The sequence below is a fragment of the Hyphomicrobiales bacterium genome, assembly GCA_016710435.1.
GTDB lineage: Bacteria > Pseudomonadota > Alphaproteobacteria > Rhizobiales > Aestuariivirgaceae > Aestuariivirga.
The window spans coordinates 3,190,389-3,215,832 of record JADJVV010000001.1 but is presented as its reverse complement, the minus strand read 5'-3'; the positions used below and the strand labels follow the sequence as shown (position 1 = coordinate 3,215,832).

Annotated in this window: 21 protein-coding genes and 1 riboswitch; of the genes, 16 read left to right on the top strand and 5 right to left on the bottom strand. The window is 62.3% G+C overall.

Annotated elements, in window-relative coordinates; genetic code table 11:
* Nucleotides 1–6 precede the first annotated feature (6 nt).
* The 8 genes from nuoL (at nucleotide 7) to IPM06_15615 (ending at nucleotide 11,472) form a co-directional block, all read left to right on the top strand.
* Nucleotides 7–2,061, top strand: a complete 2,055-nt coding sequence (gene nuoL, locus IPM06_15650) for an NADH-quinone oxidoreductase subunit L (protein ID MBK8771855.1) — start codon at nucleotides 7–9, stop codon at nucleotides 2,059–2,061.
* The gene (locus IPM06_15645) at nucleotides 2,061–3,572 is read left to right on the top strand and encodes an NADH-quinone oxidoreductase subunit M (protein ID MBK8771854.1); all 1,512 of its coding nucleotides are present in this window, start codon (nucleotides 2,061–2,063) and stop codon (nucleotides 3,570–3,572) included. The genes nuoL and IPM06_15645 overlap by 1 nt, the downstream gene beginning before the upstream one ends.
* A gap of 7 nt (nucleotides 3,573–3,579) precedes the next feature.
* The gene (gene nuoN / locus IPM06_15640; GenBank protein MBK8771853.1) at nucleotides 3,580–5,022 is read left to right on the top strand and encodes an NADH-quinone oxidoreductase subunit NuoN; all 1,443 of its coding nucleotides are present in this window, start codon (nucleotides 3,580–3,582) and stop codon (nucleotides 5,020–5,022) included.
* Nucleotide 5,023: 1 nt separating this feature from the next.
* The gene (locus IPM06_15635; GenBank protein ID MBK8771852.1) at nucleotides 5,024–5,755 is read left to right on the top strand and encodes a biotin--[acetyl-CoA-carboxylase] ligase; all 732 of its coding nucleotides are present in this window, start codon (nucleotides 5,024–5,026) and stop codon (nucleotides 5,753–5,755) included.
* Nucleotides 5,752–7,419 carry a ribonuclease J gene (locus tag IPM06_15630; GenBank protein MBK8771851.1) on the top strand — a complete coding sequence of 556 codons (1,668 nt, stop codon included), beginning with the start codon at nucleotides 5,752–5,754 and terminating at the stop codon, nucleotides 7,417–7,419. The genes IPM06_15635 and IPM06_15630 overlap by 4 nt, the downstream gene beginning before the upstream one ends.
* 30 nt (nucleotides 7,420–7,449) lie before the next feature.
* Nucleotides 7,450–9,702 (top strand): DNA topoisomerase IV subunit A, encoded by a 2,253-nt coding sequence (gene parC, locus IPM06_15625; protein MBK8771850.1) that lies wholly within the window; start codon nucleotides 7,450–7,452, stop codon nucleotides 9,700–9,702.
* A gap of 137 nt (nucleotides 9,703–9,839) precedes the next feature.
* The gene (locus IPM06_15620) at nucleotides 9,840–10,583 is read left to right on the top strand and encodes a hypothetical protein (GenBank protein MBK8771849.1); all 744 of its coding nucleotides are present in this window, start codon (nucleotides 9,840–9,842) and stop codon (nucleotides 10,581–10,583) included.
* 127 nt (nucleotides 10,584–10,710) lie between these two features.
* Nucleotides 10,711–11,472 (top strand): hypothetical protein, encoded by a 762-nt coding sequence (locus IPM06_15615; GenBank protein ID MBK8771848.1) that lies wholly within the window; start codon nucleotides 10,711–10,713, stop codon nucleotides 11,470–11,472.
* Here IPM06_15615 and IPM06_15610 read toward each other — a convergent pair.
* Entirely contained in the window at nucleotides 11,390–12,142 is a 753-nt protein-coding gene (locus IPM06_15610) for a hypothetical protein (protein ID MBK8771847.1), read from the bottom strand. The genes IPM06_15615 and IPM06_15610 overlap by 83 nt on opposite strands.
* An 89-nt stretch (nucleotides 12,143–12,231) precedes the next feature.
* A complete protein-coding gene (locus IPM06_15605) occupies nucleotides 12,232–12,969 on the bottom strand; it encodes an arginyltransferase (GenBank protein MBK8771846.1) in 738 nt (245 codons plus the stop codon).
* 111 nt (nucleotides 12,970–13,080) lie between these two features.
* Here IPM06_15605 and IPM06_15600 point away from each other — a divergent pair, with 111 nt between their 5' ends.
* Nucleotides 13,081–13,953, top strand: coding sequence for an NAD(P)-dependent oxidoreductase (locus IPM06_15600; protein MBK8771845.1), 873 nt, complete (start codon nucleotides 13,081–13,083; stop codon nucleotides 13,951–13,953).
* A gap of 4 nt (nucleotides 13,954–13,957) precedes the next feature.
* Here the strand turns inward: IPM06_15600 and hemB are convergent, their stop codons facing one another.
* The gene (hemB, locus tag IPM06_15595; protein MBK8771844.1) at nucleotides 13,958–14,959 is read right to left on the bottom strand and encodes a porphobilinogen synthase; all 1,002 of its coding nucleotides are present in this window, start codon (nucleotides 14,957–14,959) and stop codon (nucleotides 13,958–13,960) included.
* A 53-nt stretch (nucleotides 14,960–15,012) separates the two neighbouring features.
* Nucleotides 15,013–15,825 carry an extensin family protein gene (locus IPM06_15590; protein ID MBK8771843.1) on the bottom strand — a complete coding sequence of 271 codons (813 nt, stop codon included), beginning with the start codon at nucleotides 15,823–15,825 and terminating at the stop codon, nucleotides 15,013–15,015.
* A 147-nt stretch (nucleotides 15,826–15,972) separates the two neighbouring features.
* Here IPM06_15590 and IPM06_15585 point away from each other — a divergent pair, with 147 nt between their 5' ends.
* The 7 genes from IPM06_15585 to IPM06_15555 all read left to right on the top strand — a co-directional run bounded on the left by IPM06_15585 (nucleotide 15,973) and on the right by IPM06_15555 (nucleotide 24,159).
* Complete coding sequence (locus IPM06_15585; GenBank protein MBK8771842.1) at nucleotides 15,973–16,797, top strand: hypothetical protein; 825 nt, start codon at nucleotides 15,973–15,975, stop codon at nucleotides 16,795–16,797.
* 215 nt (nucleotides 16,798–17,012) lie between these two features.
* Complete coding sequence (locus IPM06_15580) at nucleotides 17,013–17,528, top strand: winged helix DNA-binding protein (protein ID MBK8771841.1); 516 nt, start codon at nucleotides 17,013–17,015, stop codon at nucleotides 17,526–17,528.
* A 258-nt stretch (nucleotides 17,529–17,786) separates the two neighbouring features.
* Nucleotides 17,787–19,814 (top strand): L,D-transpeptidase family protein, encoded by a 2,028-nt coding sequence (locus IPM06_15575; protein MBK8771840.1) that lies wholly within the window; start codon nucleotides 17,787–17,789, stop codon nucleotides 19,812–19,814.
* A 52-nt stretch (nucleotides 19,815–19,866) separates the two neighbouring features.
* Nucleotides 19,867–21,087, top strand: coding sequence for a 5-aminolevulinate synthase (gene hemA / locus IPM06_15570; GenBank protein MBK8771839.1), 1,221 nt, complete (start codon nucleotides 19,867–19,869; stop codon nucleotides 21,085–21,087).
* A gap of 84 nt (nucleotides 21,088–21,171) precedes the next feature.
* Complete coding sequence (locus IPM06_15565; protein MBK8771838.1) at nucleotides 21,172–22,515, top strand: serine hydroxymethyltransferase; 1,344 nt, start codon at nucleotides 21,172–21,174, stop codon at nucleotides 22,513–22,515.
* Between the two features lie 123 nt (nucleotides 22,516–22,638).
* Entirely contained in the window at nucleotides 22,639–23,103 is a 465-nt protein-coding gene (gene nrdR / locus IPM06_15560) for a transcriptional repressor NrdR (protein MBK8771837.1), read from the top strand.
* A 75-nt stretch (nucleotides 23,104–23,178) separates the two neighbouring features.
* Nucleotides 23,179–24,159: a DUF1906 domain-containing protein gene (locus IPM06_15555; GenBank protein MBK8771836.1), complete on the top strand. Its 981-nt coding sequence runs from the start codon at nucleotides 23,179–23,181 to the stop codon at nucleotides 24,157–24,159.
* A 4-nt stretch (nucleotides 24,160–24,163) separates the two neighbouring features.
* On the opposite strand, the gene IPM06_15550 is transcribed toward IPM06_15555, so the two are convergent.
* Nucleotides 24,164–25,090, bottom strand: coding sequence for a DMT family transporter (locus IPM06_15550; protein ID MBK8771835.1), 927 nt, complete (start codon nucleotides 25,088–25,090; stop codon nucleotides 24,164–24,166).
* A gap of 77 nt (nucleotides 25,091–25,167) precedes the next feature.
* Nucleotides 25,168–25,294, bottom strand: a riboswitch (FMN riboswitch).
* Nucleotides 25,295–25,444: the final 150 nt, after the last annotated feature.

The window sequence follows — 25,444 nt, the reverse complement described above, 5'->3', positions numbered from 1 at the left end:
AGCATCATGTATCAGGCAATCGTCTTCCTTCCACTCCTGGGCGCGATCATCGCGGGCCTTTTCGGAACGTCGCTGTTCCGCAACATGGGCTCCGACAGCGCCGTCTATGGCGGCCATGGCCATGACACTCACGGCCACGACGACCATGGCCATGTCCACGACGACCACGGCGGACATTATCACGGGCCGATGTGGCCCATGTACCTGACGACGGGACTGCTGTTCGTCTCGGCCATTCTCTCCTGGGTGAACTTCTGGGGCTTCCTGCACGAAGGGCACGACACGAAGGTTGAAGTGCTGCGCTGGATCACCTCCGGCACGCTGCAATCCTCCTGGGCGCTCCGCATCGACGCGCTGACCTCGGTGATGCTGGTTGTGGTCAACACGGTGTCGGCGCTGGTCCATCTCTATTCGCTTGGCTACATGAGCCACGACGAGCACCAGCCGCGCTTCTTCGCCTATCTCTCGCTCTTCACCTTCGCCATGCTGATGCTGGTGACGAGCGACAACCTGCTGCAGATGTTCTTCGGCTGGGAAGGCGTGGGCCTCGCGTCCTACCTGCTCATCGGCTTCTGGTACACGCGGCCCGCGGCCAATGCGGCCGCGATCAAGGCCTTCGTCGTCAACCGCGTGGGTGACTTCGGCTTCGCGCTTGGCATCTTCGGCGTGTTCATGGTCTACGGTTCGATCGAGTTCGACACCGTGTTTGCCGCGGCACCCAACGCTGTCGGCAAGACCATGCATTTCCTTTCCTGGGAGTGGGATACGCTGACGGTGCTGTGCCTGCTCTTGTTCATGGGCGCCATGGGCAAGTCCGCGCAGTTCCTGCTGCACACCTGGCTGCCGGATGCCATGGAAGGCCCGACGCCGGTTTCCGCCCTCATCCACGCCGCCACCATGGTGACGGCGGGCGTGTTTCTGGTGGCGCGTCTTTCGCCGCTGTTTGAACTCGCTCCCGTGGCCCGCGACGTCGTGATCATCGTCGGTGCCGTCACGGCGTTCTTCGCGGCGACGGTCGGTCTCGTCCAGAACGACATCAAGCGCGTCATTGCCTATTCCACCTGTTCGCAGCTTGGCTACATGTTCGTGGCGATGGGTGTTGGCGCCTATGGCATCGGCATGTTCCACCTGTTTACGCATGCGTTCTTCAAGGCGCTGTTGTTCCTTGGCGCAGGTTCGGTGATCCATGCCATGTCGGGCGAGCAGGACATGCGGAACATGGGTGGCCTTGCGCCGCACATCCGCATTACCTGGGCGATGATGCTGATCGGCACCTTCGCGCTGACGGGTGTGGGCATTCCCGGTCTCTTCGGCTTTGCCGGATTCCATTCCAAGGATGCCATCATCGAAAGCGCCTTCATGTCGGAAGCCGCACCTCACATGCTGGCTTTCGGCCTCCTGGTGATCGCGGCCTTCTGCACCTCGTTCTATTCCTGGCGTCTGGCCTTCATGACCTTCAACGGTGCGCCGCGCGCCGACAAGGAGACGATGGACCACGTGCATGAGAGCAGCAACGTGATGCTGATCCCGCTCTATGTGCTGGCGCTTGGCGCCATCGTCGCGGGCTTTGCCTTCGAGCACTATTTCATGGGCCATGAAGAGGCGGTGTTCTGGGGCAAGTCGATCTTCCGTGCGACCGACAACGAGATCGTGCACAAGATCCACGAAGCGCCGGTGCTGGTGAAGTGGTCGGCGACCATCGCCATGCTGTCGGGCTTCCTGCTGGCCTTCCTGTTCTACATCCGCAACACGGAACTGCCGAAGCGTCTGGCGGCCATGCACCAACCGATCTACCAGTTCCTGCTCAACAAGTGGTACTTCGACGAACTCTACGACTTCCTGTTCGTGCGCCCGGCCATGTGGCTTGGCCGCTTCCTGTGGAAGAAGGGTGATGGCGAGGTGATCGATGGCCTCGGTCCCGACGGCGTGTCGGCGCGTGTCATTGACGTCACCGACAAGGTCGTCCGCCTGCAGACGGGTTATGTCTACCACTACGCCTTTGCCATGCTGATCGGCGTGGCGGCACTTGTTTCCTGGTTCTCGTTTGGGGGCACACACTGATGAACTGGCCCTTGCTTTCGGTCGTCACTTTCCTGCCGCTTGTGGGCGCGCTGACGCTGGTCTTCACCGGCGGCGATGAAGCCGCAACAGCCAAGCGCGCGCGCTACACGGCCCTGTGGACGACGCTCGTCACCTTCGCGGTGTCGATCCTCATTCCGCTGAACTTCACGATCGCCGAACCGGGCTTCCAGCTTCTGGAGAGCCATGCGTGGATGGGCGGGTTTGCCAGTTACAAACTTGGCGTCGACGGCATCTCGATGCCGCTGGTGATGCTCACCACCTTCCTCATGCCGATCTGCATCCTGGCCTCATGGCACGTGGACAAGCGGGTGAAGGAATACATGATCGCCTTCCTGGTTCTGGAAACGCTGATGATCGGCGTGTTCGTGGCGCTCGACCTTGTGCTGTTCTACGTGCTGTTTGAAGCTGGTCTCATCCCGATGTTCCTCATCATCGGCATCTGGGGCGGGCCGCGGCGCGTCTATGCCTCGTTCAAGTTTTTCCTTTACACGCTGCTCGGCTCGGTGCTGATGCTGCTCGCCATCATTGCAATGTACTGGCATGCGGGCACGACGGACATTGTGGCGCTGCTGGCCAAGCCCGACACCTTCCCGCCGGAAATGCAGACATGGCTGTGGCTTGCCTTCTTCGCGTCCTTCGCGGTGAAAATGCCGATGTGGCCGGTGCACACCTGGCTGCCGGATGCGCATGTGGAGGCGCCGACAGCGGGCTCCGTCATCCTGGCGGCGATCCTGCTGAAGATGGGCGGCTACGGCTTCCTGCGCTTCTCGCTGCCGATGTTCCCGGACGCCAGCCTGTACTTCCAGAACTTCGTCTACGCGCTTTCGGTGGTGGCCATCGTCTACACCTCGCTCGTCGCCCTGATGCAGGAGGACATGAAGAAGCTGATTGCCTATTCGTCCGTGGCGCACATGGGCTTCGTCACCATGGGCATCTTCTCCATGACGCGGCAGGGCATCGATGGCGCGATGTTCCAGATGATCAGCCACGGCCTTGTGTCCGGCGCGCTGTTCCTCTGCGTAGGCGTTGTCTATGATCGCATGCACACGCGCGAGATCGCGGCCTATGGCGGCCTGGTGAACAGGATGCCGCTCTATGCGGCGGTGTTCATGCTGTTCACCATGGCGAATGTCGGCCTGCCGGGTTCCTCCGGATTCGTCGGTGAATTCCTGACGCTGATCGGCACGTTCCAGAACAATACCTGGGTGGCGTTCTTCGCCACCTCGGGCGTCATTCTTTCTGCCTGCTATGCACTGTGGCTCTATCGCCGCGTGGTGTTCGGCAAGCTGGAGAAGTCGACGCTGACGTGGATGCCGGACATGACTCCGCGCGAACTGGCAATGCTGGCGCCGCTTGTGGTGCTGACGCTGTTCTTCGGTGTGTACCCAGCGCCCATCCTCGACACGGTGGCAGCCTCGATCGAGGGCCTGCTCAAGTCCGTGCAGGTGGCCGCTGCCCATCTCGACACCATCACCCTTACGATGAAGTGACCCCATGATGACCTTCCTGCAACAGGCTGATGCCGCTGCCGCCGCCCCGGAAATCCTGCTGGCGGTGCTGGCGATGGTCCTGCTGATGCTCGGTGTGTTCAGCCGCCGCGAGGCCTATGGCATCGTGGCCTCTGGCGCCGTGATCGCGCTGCTCGTCGCCATGGCGGCGGTGATCTGGGGCACGGGCGAGGGCAAGGTGACGGCCTTCGGCGGAGCCTTCGTGGTGGACGGCTTTGCGCGCCTGATGAAGGTGCTGGCCATGTCGGGTTCCGCCATTGCCATCATCCTGTCCGGGCGTTTCCTCGCGCGCGTCCACATGGCCAAGTTCGAATATCCGGTGATCATCCTGCTCGCCACGGTGGGCATGATGATGATGATTTCGGCGGGTGATCTCATCTCGCTCTACATGGGCCTGGAATTGCAGTCGCTGGCGCTTTACGTGGTGGCGTCGATCAACCGTGACGATGCCAAGTCGTCGGAAGCGGGCCTCAAGTATTTCGTCCTCGGCGCACTGTCATCGGGCATGCTGCTCTATGGCGCGTCGCTGGTTTACGGCTTCACCGGCACGACGCAGTTCACCGGTATTGCGGCCGCGCTGGGTGCCTCGGGCTCCAGCCTCGGCGTGCTGTTCGGGCTTGTGTTCATCATTTCCGGCCTCGCCTTCAAGGTTTCTGCCGTGCCGTTCCACATGTGGACGCCGGACGTCTATGAAGGTGCACCGACGCCGGTGACGGCCTTCTTTGCCGCCGCCCCGAAGATCGCCGCCATGGCGCTGTTCGTGCGCGTTCTCACCGGACCTTTCGCCGCCGTGGTTGCGGACTGGCAGCAGATCGTGGTGTTCGTGTCGATTGCCTCCATGGTGCTCGGCGCCTTTGCCGCCATCGGCCAGACCAACATCAAGCGCCTGCTGGCCTATTCGTCCATCGGCCACATGGGCTATGCGCTTGTCGGCCTTGCGGCGGGCAGCGATGAGGGCGTGCAGGGCGTCGTCATCTACATGCTCATCTACCTGTTCACCACGGTTGGCGTGTTCGCCTGCGTGCTGGCCATGCGCCGCCAGGGCCGTGCGGTAGAACAGGTTTCGGACCTCGCGGGCCTTGCGCGCACCAACAAGGGACTCGCCTTCGTGTTCTCCATGCTGATGTTCTCGCTCGCGGGCATTCCGCCGCTGGCGGGCTTCTTCGGCAAGTTGTTCGTGTTCATGGCTGCGGTGAAGGCCGGGCTTTGGCTGCTCGCCATCATCGGTGTGGTCGCCAGCGTTGTCGGCGCCTACTACTACCTGCGCATCGTGAAGATGATCTACTTCGATGAGCCGGTGGATGCGTTCGATGCCGTGGATGGTGAAGTGAAGACCGTGGCCTATGCCTCCGGTGCCTTTGCACTCGTCTTCGTGCTGATTGCGCAGCCGCTCCTGGCACTGGCGACCGCTGCCGCGCAGTCCCTGCACTGAGGTGCCTCCGATCGCGCCCGTCCAGCGTTTCGCCACCATTGATTCTACCAATGCGCAGGCGCAACGGCTGGCCGCTGCAGGCACGCGCGGCCCCTTGTGGCTGGTGGCGGACGTGCAGGAAGCGGGCAAGGGACGGCTTGGCCGCAATTGGGTATCGCCGGCGGGCAATCTCCATGTCTCCTACCTTGTTCCCGTCGCGGCCCCGGTGCAGGCCATTCCGCAGATTGCCTTTGTGACGGCATTGGCCGTGCATGACACGGTGTCCCGGTTTTGCGGCACCGCGCGTGTGCGATTGAAATGGCCGAATGATTGCCTGCTGGCTGGTGGCAAGGTTTCGGGCATCCTGTGCGAGACGGTGGAGGGCGGGCAGGTGGTGATCGGGTGCGGCATCAACATCGCCCACAGTCCGCAGGGCCTCGCCTACATAACATCGCGCCTCCACCAATATGCACCGGAAGCCAGCGTCGATTCAGTATTTGCCACCTATGCGGCGGCGTTGGATGCGCGCCTCGCCGAATGGGCTGACGGTGCGGGATTCCCTCAGATCATTCGCGCATGGGAAGAGCGGGCCCACGGGCTTCATTCCCCCGTGCATGTTGAAAGCGGCAACAGTGTTTGGGATGGCGTGTTCGATGGCCTCGCAAGCGATGGTGCGCTCGTGGTGAAGTGTGGGGATGGCTCGCGTCAGGCAATCCACGCGGGTGATGTTACATTCAGGGCAGGTGCAGCATGAGCAGCCGTCGCAAGCGCGGGGAAGACCAGGGACTTGTTCTGCTGCCGCTTGGCGGCACGGGCGAGATCGGCATGAACTGCTACTGCTACGGCGTGGGGCCGGTTGAGTCCCGTGAGTGGCTGATGGTTGATCTCGGCGTGAAGTTCGGCGGCGATGCGGAACCGGGTGTCGATGTGATCCTGCCGGACGTGGGGTTCATGACGTCAAACCGCAACGATCTGGCGGGGCTGATCATCACCCATGCGCATGAGGATCATATCGGCGCGGTGCCGTGGCTCTGGCCGCAGTTGGGGTGTGATGTGCATTGCACGCCCTTCGCCGCGGAACTGCTGAAACTGAAGCTGAAGGAACACGGGCTGGATGGCGATGTGCCGGTGATCGTGCATCAGCCGGGCAAGCCTTTCAAGGTTGGGTCGTTCACGGTTGAATATGTGGAGGTCACGCACTCCATTCCGCAGTCGCATGCGCTGTGGATCAAGACCGAGCAGGGGCGTGTGCTGCACTCCGGCGACTGGAAGATCGACCGCACGCCGGTGTTGGGAAAGCCGTTCAACGAGAAGCGTTTCATCGAAATCGGCAAGGAAGGCGTGGACGCCTTCGTGTGCGATTCGACCAACGTGCTGCGCGAGGGCGTGTCACCTTCCGAGACTGATGTGGCGGCGACATTGACCGACATCATCAAGGCCGCACCCGGCCGCGTGGCCGTGACGACCTTCGCCTCGCATGTGGAACGCATCACCTCGGCCGTGCGGGCGGCGCGGGCGGCAGGGCGCGAGGTGGTCATCGCCGGGCGTGCCATGCGCAACACGATCGAAGCGGCGCGCATTTGCGGCATGCTGGAAAACACAGGTGCCTTCCTGGACGAAGCGGAGTTCGGCTACCTGCCGCAGGACAAGATCATGCTGCTGTGCACCGGCAGCCAGGGTGAACCGCGGGCGGCCATTGCCCGCATCGCCGAGGACAATCATCCCAACGTCGCGCTTGAGAAGGGCGATCTCGTCATCTTTTCGGCGCGCACCATTCCGGGCAACGAAAAAGAAGTAGGCGCGGTCATCAACAACCTCGCACGGCTGGATGTGGATGTGATCACGGCGGACGAGGCGCTGGTGCATTCCTCGGGGCATCCGCGCCAGGGCGAGTTGCAGCAGATGTATGGCTGGGTGAAGCCCAAGGCGCTCGTGCCGATGCATGGCGAACCGCGCCACCTGCGTGCCCATGCGAAGTTTGCGGAGGAGCACGGCATCGCGGATACACTCATTCCCGAAGATGGTAAGATCCTGCGGCTGGCGCCGGGGCCGCTCGCCATCGTGGACGAGGCGCCGGCGGGTATCCTGCATGTGGATGGCAAGCTGATCGTGCCGGGGGTCGATGGACCTGCCAGGCAGCGCCGCAAGCTCTCCTTCGTGGGACTGGTCGTGGCGGGTGTCGTGGTGGATGACCGGCTGGACCTCGCTGATGATATCGAAGTGATCATCGATGGTGTTCCGCCCGCTCTCGGTGAGGTGCTGGAGGAAGCGGCCGAAAAGGCATTCACCTCGCTGCCACGGCAACGCCGCAAGGATGCCGCGGTGGTTGAGGATACGGTGCGCCTCGCCATCCGGCGTGCAGCCGAGGCGGAATGGGGCAAGAAGCCCGTCGTCAAGGTAATCGTCGTCCGGGTTTAGCCCGCAACCCCCTGCTATAATCAGCGAATCATGAGCAAACACGTACCCCCGCCGCCACCGCGGGCCCCCGACATCGAGCCTGTGGAACTGAAGGATGCGCTGGAAGAGCGCTATCTGGCCTATGCGTTGTCCACCATCATGCACCGGGCGCTGCCCGATGTGCGTGACGGGCTGAAGCCGGTGCATCGGCGCCTGCTGCATGTGATGCGGCTGTTGCGGCTGGACCCGAGTGCCGCCTTCAAAAAGTCCGCCAAGATCGTCGGCGACGTGATGGGCGGCTATCATCCGCACGGCGACCAGTCGATCTACGATGCGCTGGTGCGCCTGGCGCAGGACTTTTCCTCGCGCTACCCGCTGGTGGATGGGCAAGGCAATTTCGGCAACATCGATGGCGATGGCGCTGCTGCCTACCGCTACACCGAAGCGCGAATGACCGAAGTGGCAGGGCTGCTCCTCGACGGCCTTGACGAAGAGACGGTGGATTTCCGCGCCAACTATGACGGCTCGGTGCAGGAACCCGTGGTGCTGCCCGGTGCATTCCCGAACTTGCTGGCCAACGGGGCCACGGGCATCGCCGTCGGCATGGCCACCTCCATTCCGCCGCACAATGCAGCGGAATTGTGTGATGCCGCCCTGCACCTCATCAAGACGCCCAATGCGGGCGTGGAGAAGCTTACGCAGTTCGTGGTGGGACCGGATTTTCCGACGGGCGGCGTCGTGATCGACAGCCGCGAATCCATCATCGAGGCCTACAAGACGGGCCGCGGTGCCTTCCGGGTGCGGGCGCGCTGGAGCCAGGAGGAACTGGGCCGCGGCGGCTGGCAGATTATCGTCACCGAAATCCCGTACATGGTGCAGAAGTCCAAGCTGATCGAGCGCGTGGCCGAGCTGATGTCGGACAAGAAGCTGCCTCTCATCGGCGACATTCGCGATGAATCGGCCGAAGACATCCGCATCGTCATTGAGCCGAAGACACGCAACATTGATGCGACGTTGCTGATGGAGCAGCTGTTCCGCAACACCGAGTTCGAGTCGCGCATTCCCCTCAACATGAACGTGCTCTCCGGCGGCAAGGTGCCGAAGGTGATGAGCCTGCGCGATGTGCTACGGGAGTGGCTGGATCATCGCAAGGAGGTGCTGGTTCGCCGAACCAATTTCCGGCTGGGCGAAATCGCGCGGCGCCTGGAAATCCTGGGCGGTTATCTCATCGCCTATCTCAACCTCGACGAGGTGATCCGCATCATCCGGGAAGAGGACGAGCCCAAGCCCGCCTTGATGCAGCGCTTCGACCTCACGGACACGCAGGCCGAAGCCATTCTGAACATGCGCCTGCGCGCCTTGCGCCGGCTGGAGGAGATGGAAATCCGCCGCGAGAATGACTCGCTGATCAAGGAACAGAAGGGCCTGAAGGGCCTGCTCAAGTCCGAGGACGAGCAGTGGGAGACGATCAGCGGCGAGATCAAGGGCATCAAGGAGAAGTTCTCCAAGAAGACCGCGCTGGGCAAGCGCCGCACGGATTTCGCCGAGGCACCTGATGTGGATGCCGACCTGGAAGAGATGATGACGGAGAAGGAACCCGTCACCATCGTATGTTCGGAGAAAGGCTGGATTCGCAGCATGAAGGGCCATCTGGAGGATGCCTCCGGCTTGACCTACAAGGATGGCGACCGCGGCAAGTTCGTGGTGAACGCCATGACGACCGACAAGATCATGCTGTTCTCTTCCTCGGGCAAGTTCTTCACGCTGGAGGCGTCGCGCCTGCCGGGCGGGCGCGGCCATGGTGAACCGGTGCGCCTGATGGCGGATGTGGATGCGGCGGATACGGTTGTCTCGCTGTTCGTGCATCAGCCGGGCACGCGCCGGCTGCTTGCCTCGACGGAGGGCGACGGTTTCGTTGTCGCCGAAGACGAGTGCGTGGCCAACACCCGCAAGGGCAAGCAGGTGCTGAACGTGAAGGCGCCTGTTGAAGCGCAGTCCTGCGTGGTGGTGCCGCCGGATGCGGACCACGTGGCCACCGTGGGCGAGAACCGCAAGCTGCTGATCTTCAAGCTTGCCGAGGTGCCGGACATGGCGCGGGGCAAGGGCGTGCGTCTGCAGAAGTTCAAGGATGGCGGGCTCAGCGACGTGCAGTGCTTCAAGCTGAAGTCGGGCCTCATCTGGATCGACAGTTCAGGCCGCGAATTCGTCTCGACGGACCTCGGAGAATGGATCGGCGAACGGGCGCAGGCCGGACGGTTGCCGCCCAAGGGTTTCCCGCGCAACAACCGGTTCCGCAACGGCTGACGCGTTAACCAAGGTGGATCCGGTCGGTTGAATTGACTGGCCGTGCGTCAGTGCCTGTTGACTGCCATGGCGGACAGCAATTGATGTATCGCACAAAACATGTCTTGGCTCCCCGCCGTGCATTGTGAGGGGCAGGCATGACACGGCGTTCCATATGGATCGTGAATGGAGAAGCGCGCGCGGCAGGACATGATCCGCCTCACGATGACGCGTGGCGGCTGATGAACGAACAGGGCGCGGTGCGCCTTGTGTCCGGACCGGCAGGCACGGAGTTGCGCTGGGTTGTGGCATCACCGCATGTGGGCTCGCTGTTTTCTGCCGAGGCAATGCTGCCATACCTGCAGGCCCCCGTGATGCTGCGCTTCTATGCGGCGGGATGGTTCGAGGAACGCCTTGAGACGGTCGATGAGGCGGCCTGCCGCATCCGCGCACTTGTCATGAATGCTGACCGACACCTGAGCAGCCGGGTGTTCGTGCATGAGCCCGACGTGTCTTCGGCGCGGGTGCCCGGCCTGTTACAAGACGTGCTTCGCGAGAAGGCGGTGGCAGCGGAACACAGTGTTGAATGCCGATATGAACCGGAACTCGATGGTTTTGTCGTCTGCCGCGTGGGCGAACGCTCGGCAATCGGACGAATTTGGGGCACGGACCAATCGACCTTTCCCTGCCTCGCCACAGGAGCGCTGGGGCGCAGTGCCAGCCAGTCCTACGGGCGGGCGGTCTCGCAAGGCGTTCCGGTCTATGAGCAGGTGATCGCGGCCTTGCGTTTTCCCGACCAGACCGTGCGCTGGGTACCGTATCATCGGGTGATCCTGCCCATTGCGGAACGTCGCGTGCGGGTGGCCAGCGAATACGGCGACGTGGATTTTCGTGTGCTTTAGAGGGCTTGCCGTCACCAAAACGTTGCAAATAATTTAACGAGTTATTTCCCTTTGCGCCTTAAAAGAAATTAAGGAGGCCCTGTTCTGGGGTGGGTCACCGCTCATTTGTGATGAATCGCGCGGACTCATGTACAATCTCGAACTGTGGATCGACAAAGGATCGTTCTGCTCCCGGCCTACCCGCCCGGATGGCGGACCTATTTCTGACCGGAAGCTGCTGCACAACAACAACCTGGTGAAGCTCGAGACCGGCACGAACGGGACTCGCGTGAGCTGGGTGATGTTCGGCGCAAACTGGGCGTCGCTGCTTTTCCTCCGCGAATTCATCGTCACCTGCGTCGAGCCGATCACGCTGGTCTATTTCAATGCAGGCTGGTTCGAGGAGTCTCTCGGTTCTTCCGTTGATGCTGCGCACCGGATTGAAAGCCTGATCTACAAGAGCGACGTGCGCTTCTCCGAGCGCGTCTATATCGCGGATACCCGTCCGAAAGCCGCCAGCATGCCGGAAGCCCTGCGCTCCATCGTGGAGGCCGGCGAGATTCCCGACGGGCAATCGATTGTCTGTGCTGTTGATCCAGGCCTCGGCACGAGCAAGGTGGAACACATCGGCGAAGAGTCGCTTCTCGGCAAGGTGTGGGGCAGGGTGCCGATTTCCTATCCCGCGATGTCCGGACATAGTTACGACCGCATCGTATCCCAGCCGTACTTCGATGTCCTGCGGTCAGGACGCATGCACTACGATCAGGTGCTTGCCTCGATGGTGATGCCCAACGGCGAGCAGCAGTGGTTCGGCTACCACCGCGTCATCATCCCGGACAACCCTTTGCATGGAGTTTCACGGGTGAAGGTGGCGTGTGCACGGGCTCCCGTTGAGATAAAGCTGCTTTAGCGTTCCAGACTTCGATCATTGTCTCCACGGCATGCCGCTCCAGCACGTAGAGGTATTCGAACGGATCAATGCCGTCGGAAGCCAGTTGCCAGCGCATGAAGCCCAGTTCCAGCATGTTGTAACCGGCGCGGCTCAGGTGGCCGCGTTCGACGATGCGCGCGCCAGCAAGGCACCAGATCGCATCCGGCTGCCACTTGATGTAGCTGAGAATGAGCGCAATCCGGACGAAGTGTTCGATCAGGTCGCGGTTGCGGTGGTGTTTGTCGACCCAGAGTTCGCCGTGATAGACGAGCTTGCCCGTGAGCCGCTCCGAGATGCTGCCCCTGGGCGGCCTGGCGTGCGAGGGGACCATCAGTTCCTGGCGGCGCATGTAGGCGCCGATCATGTAGTTCACGCACCAGTCGGCGAGGTTGGTATCAATGACGTCGCAGCGGAAGGCCTGGAGCCCGACGACCTTGCCGTCGGCTTCATGGAGGCTCAGCCAGTGGGCGCGCTCGTGGCTGAAAACGCCGACTTCAGGATGGTGCATGGGCGCGACTTCGAAGCCGCGGGCTGCCTTCTTGGCTTCGTTGAAGGCCACCATGTCACTGCTGACCTGAACGGTGACGTTATGCGCCCGCAGCAGTTCTGACAGCTTGGTGGCAGCCTGAGCCAACGCAAGCGGATTCATGATTCCAAAAGTGTTCATATCGCCCCAAATCAGCCGCCTGATTTTGATGGCGAGGTAAGCGTTAGACCATCGCCCTGTCAATTGCCGGGTTAGGTGCGATGCAGCACCCAGCCATGTACGGAGAGGCGCTCCTGGGGGAGAAAGCGGGCCTTGTAATGCATCTTTGCGGAGTTCTGCACGAGGTAGCCGAGGTAGACATAGGGCAGGCCCATGCGGCCCACGCGCAGAATGTTGTCGAGGATGATGTAGGTGCCGAGGCTGCGTTGTTCGAGCGACGGTTCGTAGAAGCTGTAGATCATCGACAGGCCGTCGGAGAGCACATCAAGCAACACGGCGGCGACCAGTTCGTTGGGCGCCTGGGGATGATCCGGCGGCAGGCGGTATTCCACCATGCGGCTGTCCACCAGGTTGTCGTCCACCATGGCGGCAAAATCGAGCACGGTCATGTTGGCCATGCCGCCTTCCGAGTGGCGCGTATCGATGTAGGCACGGAAGACGGAGTATTGCTCGCTGGTCGCCTCGGCCTTGACCACGGAGGAGCGAAGATCGCTGTTCTTCGCCATGACCCGGCGGAAGCCGCGCGTCCATTCGAAGGACTCCACCGGCACCCGCACCGAAATGCAGGCCTGGCAGCCGTCGCAGGCCGGGCGGTAGGCGATGTTCTGGCTGCGGCGGAAACCGCCTTGCGAAAGTTGCGAATTCAGGCCGCGCGCATCCGGCCCCACAAGATGCGTAAACACCTTCCGCTCCAGCTTGTCGTGGAGGTAGGGGCAGGGACTGGGCGCAGTGATGAAGAACTGCGGAAAATTGCGGCGTTCAACGGTCATGGTTCTGTTCGGACGGACACTATGTCCCGGGCCAGCCGAAGCTGCAAGAGTTCTGGAAAAGGAACTAGCCGTGCTCTATTCCCTCGCAAAACCGGAACGAGGAGTGGAACAATGACGGTGCGTGCGGCATGGCTGGGTCTCGGCGTGATGGGTTATCCGATGGCGGGGCATCTTGCCGCCAAGTCGGGGGCAGGTCTCACGGTGTACAACCGCACGGCGGAGAAGGCCGCGCGCTGGGTGGGCCAGCACAAGGGGGCTTCGGCCACGACGCCCGCGCTGGCTGTGAAGGATGCGGACTTCGTATTTGCCTGCGTCGGAAATGATGACGACCTACGCTCCGTCACCATCGGGCCTGACGGAGCCTTCGCGGCAATGAAGCGCGGCAGCATCTTCGTCGATCACACAACGGCTTCGGCCGATGTGGCGCGGGAACTCCATGCGGCGGCAAAGGCCCGGGGCATCGGCTTCGTGGATGCGCCGGTTTCCGGCGGGCAGGCGGGGGCGGAAAACGGCGTGCTCACCGTGATGTGCGGTGGTGACGCGGATGACTATGCCAAGGCCGAGCCGCTGATCATGAGCTTTGCGCGGATGTGCAAACTGCTGGGCGCCCCGGGTTCGGGGCAGCTTGCCAAGATGTGCAACCAGATTGCCATCGCGGGCCTCGTGCAAGGCCTGGCGGAATGCGTGCATTTCGGCATGAAGGCGGGCCTGGACATGGAGAAGGTCGTGGAGGTCATCTCCAAGGGTGCCGCCGGTTCGTGGCAGATGGAGAACCGCCACAAGACCATGATCGCGGGCAAATTCGATTTCGGCTTTGCGGTGGAATGGATGCGCAAGGACCTGGGCATCTGCCTCAACGAGGCGCGGCGCAATGGCGCGCATCTGCCGGTCACGGCGCTGGTGGACCAGTTCTATTCCGAAGTGCAGAAGATGGGCGGCAAGCGCTGGGATACGTCCAGCCTGATGGCGCGGCTGCAGAAATAAGGGATCAGCCGCGCAGGCGCTTTGCCACGTCCATCGCGAAGTAGGTGAGGATGCCATCGGCGCCGGCCCGCTTGAAGGCGAGCAGGGATTCGGGAATGACCTTTTCCGGGTCGAGCCAGCCATTCTGGCAGGCGGCCATCAACATCGCGTACTCGCCGGACACCTGATAGGCGAAGGTGGGTACGCCGAATTCGCGCTTCACGCGCGCGACAATATCGAGATAGGGCATGCCCGGCTTCACCATCACCATGTCGGCACCTTCGGCGAGGTCGAGTGCTACCTCGCGCATGGCTTCGTCGGTGTTGGCGGGGTCCATCTGGTAGGTGCGCTTGTCGCCCTTCAGCTTTCCACCAGAGCCCACGGCCTCGCGGAAGGGACCGTAGAAGCCGGATGCGTATTTGGCGGAGTAGGCCATGATCTGCACGTCTTCGTGGCCTGCGCTTTCGAGCGCGGCGCGGATGGCGCCAATGCGGCCGTCCATCATGTCGGATGGCGCTATCACGTCGCAGCCTGCCTCGGCCTGCACCAGCGACTGCTTCACCAGCGCGGCAATCGACTCGTCGTTGAGGATGGTGTTGTCCTTCATCAGGCCATCGTGGCCATGGGCAGTGTAGGGATCAAGCGCCACGTCGCACATCACACCCAGATTTGGCACGGCCTTCTTGATGGCGCGCACGGTGCGGCAGACAAGGTTTTCGGGATTGCAGGCTTCGCGGCCGTCATCGGTGCGGAGGGAGGGATCGGTGTTGGGGAAGAGCGCGATCATGGGAATGCCAAGCGCCGCCGCTTCGGCCGCACGTTCCACCGCAATGTCGATGGACTGGCGCACCACGCCAGGCATGGAGGATACCTGTTCCACCTTGCGCTCGCCCTCGATGACGAAGATCGGCCAGATGAGATCCGACACTTGCAGCGTGTTCTCGCTCACAAGGGCGCGGGCCCAGGCGCTCTTGCGGTTGCGGCGCATGCGGAGGGCGGGATAGGCGGACTGGGGTGTACGGGTCATGGCGGTGCTATAGACAGTCTCGGGCGGGATTTCCAATGCGGCCAAACGCTCCCTCACTGGCAGATGCGGTAGCCATTGCGGCGGCGGGCGAGGTCGATGTGGAAATGATCGCCGTGGTAGGGATCGGTGCCCGGCCCCAGCACGGTTGTGAAACGGATGCAGGCGTCGCGGCGGATGCGCTGCAGGAAAGCCGACTTGCCACCGAGACCCACCAATTGCCTGAGGCCGCTCCAGTCTCCCTTGATGTTGGTGGACGCGCCGTCGCTGAAACCGAGGGTGGAGACGTCGAGGGCATTGGCCTTGGCATGTTCGCTGAGCTTGCCTGAAGACGCATTGTTGCGGCGCCGGCAGGCATAGGCTGAGGCGTTGTGGACGACGGTGAGAGTCTTGTTGAGGTGTTCCGCCGCGGCGGGTTTCACCGACCAGACCACCCAGGCATGGAGCGCCTCCGCCAGGGCGCAATTGGCTTCCGCTGGCGGATCAATGCGCACGCCCCCCATGGAGCGGATCAGAATGGCGCCGGGTGTGCCGCAGCCGCCGTCCTGCCCGATGGGGGCCAGGGGTTCGAAATCGATGTCCAGCCCTGCGAGGCGGGTGCGGCAGTCCTTCTGCGCGGCAGCAACCGTGGCGGCGTCCCAGTTGCCACTGCCGCCGGGGAAGCGGATGGCGAGGGGGCGGGCCTTCTGGGTGGTGGCGGGTGCATCGGGAACAATCTCAGCGGGTTCCGGGTTTGAAGCGGGAGGTGTGGGTTTCATCCGGGGCAAGACCACTTGCCCGGGCTTGAGACGAGGCAGCACGACTTGACCGGCGGCTGCGGGCGCAACGAGGGCGGCGATGAGGGCGAGGACGAGAGGCCAGGATTTCATGGAAGGCATTCTTCCCCACAATGCGGGCAAGAGCAACCTGACGTTAACCATGTCACCGCCTTTGCACCCTGGAGGTTTGGCAAAATTTAAGCATGTTGACCCAGACTGCCGCCAGTTTGTGTGGGTATTTTGTCTTTGGGGTCTGTCATGAAATTCGTCGCCGGTATGTTTGCAAGTCTGCTGATCCTCATGGGGTCCGGGGCACGGGCGGAGGCGGTCTCGCCTGAGCAGGCGGCGGAGATGCTGGCGCATGCCTGGATGATCGACAACCGTTGCAACGTGCTGGGCAACGACGAGCGCGATGCCCTGACGACGCTGGTGGCGCGGGCGGAACTGGCACTTGCCGAGAAGAAATCGGTGACAGCGGCCCGCAATGCCATCGGGCGCGGACGCGCCAGCGGAACGGCCGCTCCCTGCAACGGCGAGAGCGCACAATCCGTGCGGGATGTTTTCGAGGCAGCGCAGTCGGCCACGGCGGGTGCGGCACTCGACATGCCGGCGAGCGTTGCAGCACCGGTCGCAAAGGCGGCTGTCGTTCCTGCTCCGCCTCCTGTTACTGCCGCGCCGACGAGTGTGGCCAATGACGAAGTGCCTGAGACCGTGGCGCTGGTGTCGGCGGAGCCGCTTGGTGAACCTGTGGTGCCAGCTGTGGTACCGCGCAAGAAGGTGGCGAAAGCCGTGATCACGGAGCCCCGCACGCCGCAGAAGCCTGCCAAGGTTGCCATGGTCGTGAAGAAGGCCCGCCCTGCCAAACCTGCGGCGCAGAACACCGCTACGGCCAGTGGCTATGCGGTAACGGCGGAAGCCTACTACAAGGAATTGCGCTGCCGCACGAAATCCGGCCGCGCCATGAGCGCCATGTATTCAATCGTGCTCCGCCAGCACCGCGCGGCCATTGCCTCGCAGGGCAAGGCCGCCGTGCGGGCGTTGCTGCGCGCCGCGGAAGCCCGGGCCGCACGGGGTTCATGCTGAACGGGCGATGGCATTCGCCGGTCATGTTTGATTCATCTCGTTCGAAAAGCCCCCGTAAACTGTCAGACAAATCGGGGCTAAAAAGAGAAAATGTAATTCCAAATTTACCGAGACTGTTCAGGCCGCTTTAAAGGGAGCGGCAGTAATTTGACCACATCAGGGAAACGGACATTCAAAAGAAGCCGATCCCGCTGACAAAGGGAATAGGTGGTCAAATGAATACGCAAGTTCTGGGGAACCTGGCGATGCAGCCTGTCGAGGCGAAGCGCCAGAACATCAAACACAAATATCTTGAAGCGCTGACGCTCATCGAGCGCCTGCATCGCCGTCTGCTCGACGTCATCAAGGACGATTTCGAGCGCACCGGCGAAAAGGAAGTCAATCCTGTCCAGGCATTGCTCCTGTTCAACATCTCGGATGCTGAACTCACGGCAGGCGAACTGAAGACGCGCGGCCACTACCAGGGCTCCAACGTCTCCTACAACCTGAAGAAGCTCGTGGAAGCGGGCTACGTGAACCACGAGCGCTCGGCCAACGACAAGCGTTCGGTCCGCATCAGCCTCACGGACAAGGGCCACGAAATCCGCCGCCGCGTGGATGCCCTCTACAATCGCCAGCTTCAGGCTGTCGAGGAAGTGGTGGGACTTTCGGCCGACGAATTCGAGCGCATCAACAAGGCGCTGACCCGCCTGGAACGCTACTGGACGGACCAGATCCTGTATCGCCTGTAAGCGACGCAGACATCACATCAATTTGAGGCCCCGGAGGACATCCTCGCGGGGCCTTTTGCTGTTGCCGAAGTGCATCACTGGAGCGGGAATCTTGCCCCGACCGGGGCGCAAAAGGTGGGATTCGCCTGTGCATTTGCGGCTTTGCCCCGAATCCGCCCTGTTTTGACCGTCCTAGGGGCGTGTTTTGACGGCGGCCCCCCCGGATGATATGTGACATCGTGAGCGGTGTGGCGTTTGAATAAGGTAGGCATCTGCAATATGGCGAATTTCTCTCTGAAGCGGCGGTCCTCCCGGATTCTCGCCAGTGTGCTGGTCATGGCTGCGATGCTGCCCGTCGCCCACAGCGTGACGCCGGCGCGGGCCGAGAGCGGGTTCGAAGACCTGATGGCGCGCCTCAGGGCCAAGAAGTCCAAGGGCAAGCAGCCGCAGGAACAGAACAACACCATCACCAACGCCAATACCGGCCACGACGCCACCGTGGGTGGCGGCAAGGCCACGACCGAGACTGCTGTCGTCGTGACGCAGAACGTTGCGCCCATGCTTTCGCCATCGGGTGCGGATGAACTGCGCGCGGCTGAAACGCGCTATCGCGCCATCATTGCGCAGGGCGGCTTCCCCAAGGTGGCGCGCGGCAACCTGAAGAAGGGTGCCAAGGGCAAGAACGTCATCGCCCTGAACCGCCGCCTGTTCGCGGAAGGCTACGTGCGCCAGGAGGCGACGGACGGGGAATTCGCGGGCATATATACGTCTGCCACGGAAGACGGCGTACGCCGCTTCCAGCAGAACATGGGACTTGCCGCGACGGGCCGTTTCGATGCGGTGACGGCGGATGCCATGAACATTCCGGCGGAGCGCCGCCTCGCCGCCATCAATGCCAACATTCCGCGCCTTGAAGCCTATGCCGAGGGTCTGGGCAATCGCTACGTCATCGTCAACATTCCTGCCCAGCAGATCGAAACCGTTTCCGATGGCCGCGTGTTCTCGAAGCACAATGCGATCGTGGGCCGTCCGGCGCGTCCTTCACCGGTGGTGATGGCTTCGCTGTCGGACATCAACTTCAATCCCTACTGGAATGCGCCCGTCTCGATTGTGGAGAAGGACATCATCCCCAAGCTGCGGGGTGGGAACGACATCCTGCGCGAAATGAACATCCGCGTGTTCAAGGGCTTCGGCGGACCTGAAGTGGATCCCGACAGCATCAACTGGCGCACCGCCGTTCCGGACGACTATCACTTCCGGCAGGAACCGGGCGAGGGCAACGCCATGGCCACCGCCAAGATCAATTTCCCCAGCCCCTTCGGCGTCTACATGCACGACACGCCGGAAAAGCAGCTGTTCAATTCCAACAACCGCTTCTTCTCTTCGGGTTGCGTGCGTGTGCAGAACATGTCGATGCTGGTGAACTGGGTGCTGAACGGCCAGGACGGAATCGGCGAGGCCGAAATCTCCTCGCTCGCGGAGACGCTGGAACGCAAGGACGTGAAGCTGATCGAGCCGCCGCAATTGCGCTTCGCATATCTCACGGCGTGGCCGACAACGGGTGGAACGGTCGCTTTCCGCAACGACATTTATGAACTCGACGGCACGGGCTTCGTGGTGGGCCAGCCGATGCCTGTTGGAGAAACGAGCCCCGACGGTCAGCGCTTCGTGCTGAAGCCGCTGCCGCGACTCGTGGCCTCGGTCGAGGATGACAACAGCAGCGGCGGTTTCTTCGGCTTCCGCAAGAAGAACCTCAAGCCTGGGGAAAAGAGGCCGGTGTCGTTGTTCAACACGAACAAGGATGGCGAGACCGAGCAGACGGGCGGGACGTTCCTGAAATCCAATGCGCCGGTGAAGAAGCCGCTGACGGGCAAGCCCGTGAGCAAATCTGCCGATGCAAAGACCAAGGCAAAGGGCAAGAAGGATACACCCGGACTGTTTGACTGGGCTGCGTGGCGCAAGGAACAGGCGGCGCAGGCCAAGGGTGGCAAGCCCAAGAAGATCGTGAAGAAGGACGCCACCACCGCCAAGACCAAGACGGTTGCCAAGAAGAAGCTGCCGGTGGCTGCGGACGAGAAGAAGGTCGCTTCCACCGACAAGGATGCGACCCCTGCAAAGGCCAAGGCTGCGGACACCACTGCCGCCAAGGCTGCGACCGCCGACAAGAAGGCACCAGATGCTGCGGCCAAGAAGCCTGCCGCCAAGACGGTGGCGTGCAAGCCGGGCGCGGACGGCAAGCTGCCGGACGGCTGCAAGGCGGCGGATGCCAAGAAAAAGCCGTTGGTGCCCGTTACAGCCTCAAATTAAGCGACTTGAGCGAGATCAAGTACCGCGGCTGCAAAGGGCGTAGACATTCGTCATGGCAAAGTTTGACTATGCGGGCGCCTTCACCGGGGCCATCGACAAGCTCCACGACGAGGGCCGCTACCGCGTCTTTGCGGAGCTGAGCCGCATCCGCGGGAAATTTCCGCGGGCGCTGTATCACACGGCGCGGGGAACGCGCGAAATCACGGTCTGGTGCTCGAATGACTATCTGGGCATGGGGCAGCATCCCGAGGTGCTGGCGGCCATGCATGATGCACTGGACGAAGTGGGGGCAGGGTCCGGTGGCACGCGCAATATTGCGGGCACCACGCGATTCCATGTGGAACTCGAACAGGAACTGGCCGACCTGCACGGCAAGGACGCAGCGCTGCTGTTCAATTCCGGCTACATGGCCAATGCAGCGGGCCTATCGACGCTGGCGAAACTTCTGCCCGGCTGCGTGATCTTTTCAGACGCCAAGAACCATGCCTCCATGATCGATGGCATTCGCCAGGGCGGGTGTGAGCGGCACATCTGGAAGCATAACGATCTCAATGACTTGGAGCGGTTGCTGAAAGCGGTGCCTGAAGGGCGTCCGGTGATCATCGCCTTTGAGTCGGTCTACTCCATGGATGGCGACATTTCGCCCATGGCGGCAATCTGCGACCTGGCGGAACGCTATGGTGCGCTGACCTACCTCGACGAAGTGCATGCCGTCGGCATGTACGGCGCGCGGGGTGGCGGTGTCGCGGAACGCGATGGCCTGCTGGCGCGGATCAACGTGATCGAGGGCACACTGGCCAAAGCCTTTGGGCTGATGGGCGGCTATCTCGCAGCCGATGCGTCCGTGATCGATGCGATCCGCAGCCATGCGCCGGGCTTCATTTTCACGACGTCCATTTCGCCGGTCATCGCGGCGGGGGCCACGGCCTCGATCCGTCACCTCAAGGCATCTTCGGTAGAGCGGCAGCAGCAGCAGAAGCATGCCCGGCTGCTGACCCGTGAACTCCAGGCCAGGGGCTTGCCGGTGATCGACACGCCCAGCCACATCGTACCGGTGATGGTGGGTGATCCCGTGGCCTGCAAGTTGCTCACCGACCGGTTGCTGGCCGACCATGCGATCTACGTGCAGCCGATCAACTATCCGACCGTGCCCAAGGGTACGGAGCGGATCCGCCTGACGCCGGGGCCTTTCCATGGCGAACTGGAGATTGCCCGGCTGGTGAAGGCGCTGGACCTGCTCTGGGGCGAGATGGGGCTGCGTCGCGCCGCATAAGGGTGCATGTCGCAATTCGCAGTTCGCGGGCGGTGGGTTCCCTGTATAGAGCCCCAACGATCCTCATTCAGCGGAGATTCCACCATGGCGAAGAAGACGGCTGCCAAGTCCAAGAAACCGGCGAAGGCCAAGGCCAAGAAGAAGGCCGCGCCGCTGTTCCCCGGCTTCTTCAAGGACAAGCTCGCGAAAGCCGATCCCAAGGTGGCCAGGGCCATCACGTCGGAGTTGCTCCGCCAGCAGAACGAAATCGAGCTGATCGCCTCCGAGAACATCGTTTCCAAGGCGGTGCTGGAAGCGCAGGGCTCAGTGATGACCAACAAGTACGCGGAAGGCTATCCGGGCCGCCGCTACTATGGCGGTTGCCAATACGTCGACCAGTCCGAGCAACTGGCCATCGATCGCGCCAAGCAATTGTTCAACGCCAACTACGCGAACGTGCAGCCGCATTCGGGTGCCACCGCGAACCAGGGCGTGTTCTTTGCCCTGTTGCAGCCGGGTGATACCTTCATGGGCCTCGACCTCGCCTGTGGTGGTCATCTCACCCATGGTTCGCCCGTCAACCAGTCGGGCAAGTGGTTCAAGGTTTCGTCCTACAAGGTGCGGGAAGATACCCTGCAGCTTGACTACGATGCCATCGCAAAGCAGGCGCTGGAGGTGAAGCCGAAGCTGATCATCGCCGGTGGCTCGGCCTATCCGCGCGTCATCGACTTCAAGCGCTTCCGCGAAATCGCCGACAGCGTGGGTGCCTACCTGTTTGTCGACATGGCGCACTTTGCCGGCCTCGTGGCGGGTGGCGTGCATCCGAACCCCGTCGAGCATGCGCATGTCGTGACGACAACAACACACAAGACGCTGCGCGGACCGCGCGGCGGCATGATCCTTTCCAGGGATGAAGACCTCGGCAAGAAGATCAATTCCGCCGTGTTCCCCGGCATCATCGGCGGGCCGCTGGAGCATGTGATTGCCGCAAAGGCCGTGGCCTTCGGCGAGGCGCTGAAGCCCGGCTTCAAGAAATACGCCAAGCAGGTTGTCACCAATGCCAAGGCGCTGGCGGAAACGCTGGTGGCCGGTGGCTGCGACATCACCACGGGCGGCACGGACACGCACCTGATGCTGGTTGACCTGCGCAAGAAGGGCCTGACCGGCAAGGCGGCGGAAGCGGCCCTGGGCCGGGCCTTCATCACCTGCAACAAGAACGGCATTCCCTTCGACACCGAGAAGCCCATGATCACATCGGGCATCCGTCTTGGATCTCCTGCGGGCACGACGCGCGGCTTCGGTGAGGCCGAATTCCGTGAAGTTGGCACGCTGATCACCGAAGTCCTGGACGGCCTTGCCAGCAATGGCGAGGACAAGAACGGCAAGGTGGAAGCGGGCGTGAAGCGCAAGGTGCTGGCACTGACCAAGCGCTTCCCGATCTACGGGTAGGCAGACATACCAGACCGTCATTCCGGCGCAGGCAGGAATCCAGTATCTTGCGAGTCGGCGGCTGGTGCTGCCCCTGGACCCCGGCCTGCGCCGGGGTGACGGATTTTGGGAGTGTGACCATTCATGCGCTGCCCCTTTTGCGGGAATGCGGAAACGCAGGTGAAGGACAGCCGGGCGACGGAGGACAACTCCGCCATCCGGCGCAGGCGTGCTTGCCCCGATTGCGGCGGGCGCTTCACCACGTTTGAGAGGGTGCAGCTTCGCGAACTCATGGTGCTGAAGAAATCCGGCCGGCGCGCACCCTTCGACCGGGACAAGCTGATGCGCTCCGTGCAGATCGCGCTCCGCAAGCGCCCGGTGGATGGTGACCGGGTGGAGCGCATGGTTTCCGGCATCGTGCGGCAACTGGAAAGCCTGGGCGAAAATGAAATCCGCTCCGAGCAGATCGGCGAGTTGGTCATGGAAGGCCTGAAGAACCTCGATGACGTGGCTTATGTGCGTTTTGCCTCGGTCTACAAGAATTTCCGCGATCCCAAGGAATTCGGCGAAATCATCGGCTCGCTCTCAGGCGAGGATGGCAAGTCCTGACGGTTTGACAGCACGCCGGGATTGTACCCTATAAGGACGTGGGGCGGGGCCTCGCGAATCCGGGGGGATCGGCGAATGCGTCATTGGCTGGTGATTGCTGCACTTCTTGGCGGACCCAATTTTGCGTGGGCGGATGGGCCGTCTTGCAACACGCACAAGGAATTCTCCGCGGTCGACATCTCGCAACCGGTGACGACCATCACGACCAAAAGCGGCAAGTCCGGTGTTGAAGCGTTCAAGGTGATCGGTGTGCGAACCATCGCGCGCTACTACGACTGGATCACCGACGAGACGACCTGCAAGACGCTGTTCCCGGCCGAGTCCGATGCGCTGATCAAGGCCGGCTTTTCCATCCTCACGATCTTCCAGCATGAGAACTCCGATCCCGAGACCTTCCTCGACAAGAGCAGGGGCGCGCGGGATGCGCGGGAAGCTCTGAAGATTGCCGCCGCCAATGGCCAGCCCGCGAACTCCGCCATCTATTTCGCCGTCGATGGCGTGGACCAGGCGATCAAGGACTCGGTGTTCGAGTGGCGGGTGAACAAGGGACAGGCAGTGCAGGCGGCGCGCAAGAAGCGGCTGCTGAAGGCCAATCCCTCTTTCCGCAAGCACATCAAGTTCTACGAACGCTTCCGGCACTATCACAAGGCGAAGTTCGGCAAGCAGGCGGAAGCAGTGACGGAGCGTGACATCATCCCTTATGTCGATCATTATTTCCGCGAGCTGAACCGCGTGATGAAAGCGGACGGGCGTTATCGCATCGGCGGATATGGCAGCGGCATGGCCTGCGAGCATCTGCTCAAGAACAAGCTGGTGGAGTTCTGCTGGCTCGCCATGTCCACAGGCTGGCCGCGCTCCAAGGAGTTCCTCTCCAGCGGGCGCTGGAGCCTGGTGCAGCAGCGCACGACGTTCTGCAAGGCCTGGCAATTCAACGGCCGTGAAAGGGCGCGCTTCGACTTCAATCGCATGAAGGGTGGCAACATTGGTCAATGGAACAAGAAGGGCAAGGTGACAGCCGCCGCCGGCCTGCCAGCAAAGTGCAAGCCGAGCTGGTGAGCGCTCACGCCGCTTTCAGTTTCATCCGCTTGTTTCGGTTTTCCTGCAGGAGCAGGAAGAGCGAGGCCGCCATGATCATGGCGAGGCCGAGCCAGATCACGCCCGTGGGCCAATAGCCGAAGAAGAGTCCGTAAATCAGCACGTTGCTGATGAGCTTCAGATCATCGAAGGGCTGGACGAAATTGGCATCCGCCGCGGCGTAGGATTTCGACAGCAGGTATTGCGCCACGAAGACGAGGAAGCCGCCGAGGATGAGGAGCCAGAGCACCGTGCCCGCCGGCACTTCGAAGCCAGCGCCCACCGACCAGAACAGATTGATGGGCGTGAGCAGCAGGAGAAGCCAGGTGGTGAGGGTCTCCGGCGTTTCCTTGCGGCTCAGGTATTTCGTCAGCAGCGAAGCCGCGCCCCACATGATGGCGGCCACGATGGGCAGCAGCCAATAGACGTTGAAAGCCTCGCCCCAGGGATTGGTGACAATGAGGGCACCCGCAAAGCCGACCAGGGACGCGATCCAGCGGTTGGCGGTGACGTTCTCCTTCAGGAAGAGACGCGCACCGACCAGCACGAAGAAGGGCGACGTCATGGTCAGCGCCACGACTTGCCACACCGGCACGCCCCGGGAGATGGCGATGACGAAGGCCTGCAATCCGGCGGCGGAGAGAAGGACGCGGAAAATATGGGGCAGGGGCTGCGAGGTGCTGAACTTCAACTGCCCGGCGCGCCACAGGAAGGGCAGCGAGATCAGCAACGCAATGGCATATTGCCAGAAGGTATCGGACTGGGGCTTGAAGCCGAGGCCTCCGTAGTCGGCGCTGGAGGTGATGACGAAGGTCACGGCATTGATGATGGCGAAGGTGATGCCGGACAGCACCATGAACAGCGGCCCCGCAAGAGATCGGTTGGCTGAAGGTGTCGTCTGGGTCATGTCCATGTCTCCTCATTGCGCCTTGCACAGGTGCGACATGGAAGGGGCGCTTCCCCGCGCATGCGCACGGAGGAAACCGCCTGTCCCATCCTCTTCCATCCGGACTATACCGTCGGCCCCGGAATTCCACCGGATCTGCTGTCACCCCGCAAAGGGCCGCTCGCGGGCTTTACCGCCGGTGGGGAGTTTCACCCCGCCCTGAGAACGAAGCCAGCCCTTGGACCGGCACCTGTGAAATATGAGATGTTACGGTTCGGAGCAAGGTCCGGACCCGTCATCTGGCCATGCATTGCCGTCATGTGGGGTGGGGCTAGCGGGCCGCATCGCAAACGGCTATCAGGCGCTCCGCAAACGCTGATT

What these genes read in the sequence shown, in the direction of transcription:
- IPM06_15585 (MBK8771842.1), top strand. Translation starts at nt 15,973, where the DNA reads ATGAAATTCGTCGCCGGTATGTTTGCAAGTCTGCTGATCCTCATGGGG.
- IPM06_15600 (MBK8771845.1), top strand. Translation starts at nt 13,081, where the DNA reads ATGACGGTGCGTGCGGCATGGCTGGGTCTCGGCGTGATGGGTTATCCG.
- hemA (MBK8771839.1), top strand. Translation starts at nt 19,867, where the DNA reads ATGGCAAAGTTTGACTATGCGGGCGCCTTCACCGGGGCCATCGACAAG.
- nrdR (MBK8771837.1), top strand. Translation starts at nt 22,639, where the DNA reads ATGCGCTGCCCCTTTTGCGGGAATGCGGAAACGCAGGTGAAGGACAGC.
- IPM06_15615 (MBK8771848.1), top strand. Translation starts at nt 10,711, where the DNA reads ATGTACAATCTCGAACTGTGGATCGACAAAGGATCGTTCTGCTCCCGG.
- nuoL (MBK8771855.1), top strand. Translation starts at nt 7, where the DNA reads ATGTATCAGGCAATCGTCTTCCTTCCACTCCTGGGCGCGATCATCGCG.
- parC (MBK8771850.1), top strand. Translation starts at nt 7,450, where the DNA reads ATGAGCAAACACGTACCCCCGCCGCCACCGCGGGCCCCCGACATCGAG.
- IPM06_15630 (MBK8771851.1), top strand. Translation starts at nt 5,752, where the DNA reads ATGAGCAGCCGTCGCAAGCGCGGGGAAGACCAGGGACTTGTTCTGCTG.
- IPM06_15590 (MBK8771843.1), bottom strand. Translation starts at nt 15,825, where the DNA reads ATGAAATCCTGGCCTCTCGTCCTCGCCCTCATCGCCGCCCTCGTTGCG.
- IPM06_15610 (MBK8771847.1), bottom strand. Translation starts at nt 12,142, where the DNA reads ATGAATCCGCTTGCGTTGGCTCAGGCTGCCACCAAGCTGTCAGAACTG.
- IPM06_15555 (MBK8771836.1), top strand. Translation starts at nt 23,179, where the DNA reads ATGCGTCATTGGCTGGTGATTGCTGCACTTCTTGGCGGACCCAATTTT.
- IPM06_15565 (MBK8771838.1), top strand. Translation starts at nt 21,172, where the DNA reads ATGGCGAAGAAGACGGCTGCCAAGTCCAAGAAACCGGCGAAGGCCAAG.
- nuoN (MBK8771853.1), top strand. Translation starts at nt 3,580, where the DNA reads ATGACCTTCCTGCAACAGGCTGATGCCGCTGCCGCCGCCCCGGAAATC.
- IPM06_15575 (MBK8771840.1), top strand. Translation starts at nt 17,787, where the DNA reads ATGGCGAATTTCTCTCTGAAGCGGCGGTCCTCCCGGATTCTCGCCAGT.
- IPM06_15580 (MBK8771841.1), top strand. Translation starts at nt 17,013, where the DNA reads ATGAATACGCAAGTTCTGGGGAACCTGGCGATGCAGCCTGTCGAGGCG.
- IPM06_15645 (MBK8771854.1), top strand. Translation starts at nt 2,061, where the DNA reads ATGAACTGGCCCTTGCTTTCGGTCGTCACTTTCCTGCCGCTTGTGGGC.
- IPM06_15620 (MBK8771849.1), top strand. Translation starts at nt 9,840, where the DNA reads ATGACACGGCGTTCCATATGGATCGTGAATGGAGAAGCGCGCGCGGCA.
- hemB (MBK8771844.1), bottom strand. Translation starts at nt 14,959, where the DNA reads ATGACCCGTACACCCCAGTCCGCCTATCCCGCCCTCCGCATGCGCCGC.
- IPM06_15605 (MBK8771846.1), bottom strand. Translation starts at nt 12,969, where the DNA reads ATGACCGTTGAACGCCGCAATTTTCCGCAGTTCTTCATCACTGCGCCC.
- IPM06_15550 (MBK8771835.1), bottom strand. Translation starts at nt 25,090, where the DNA reads ATGGACATGACCCAGACGACACCTTCAGCCAACCGATCTCTTGCGGGG.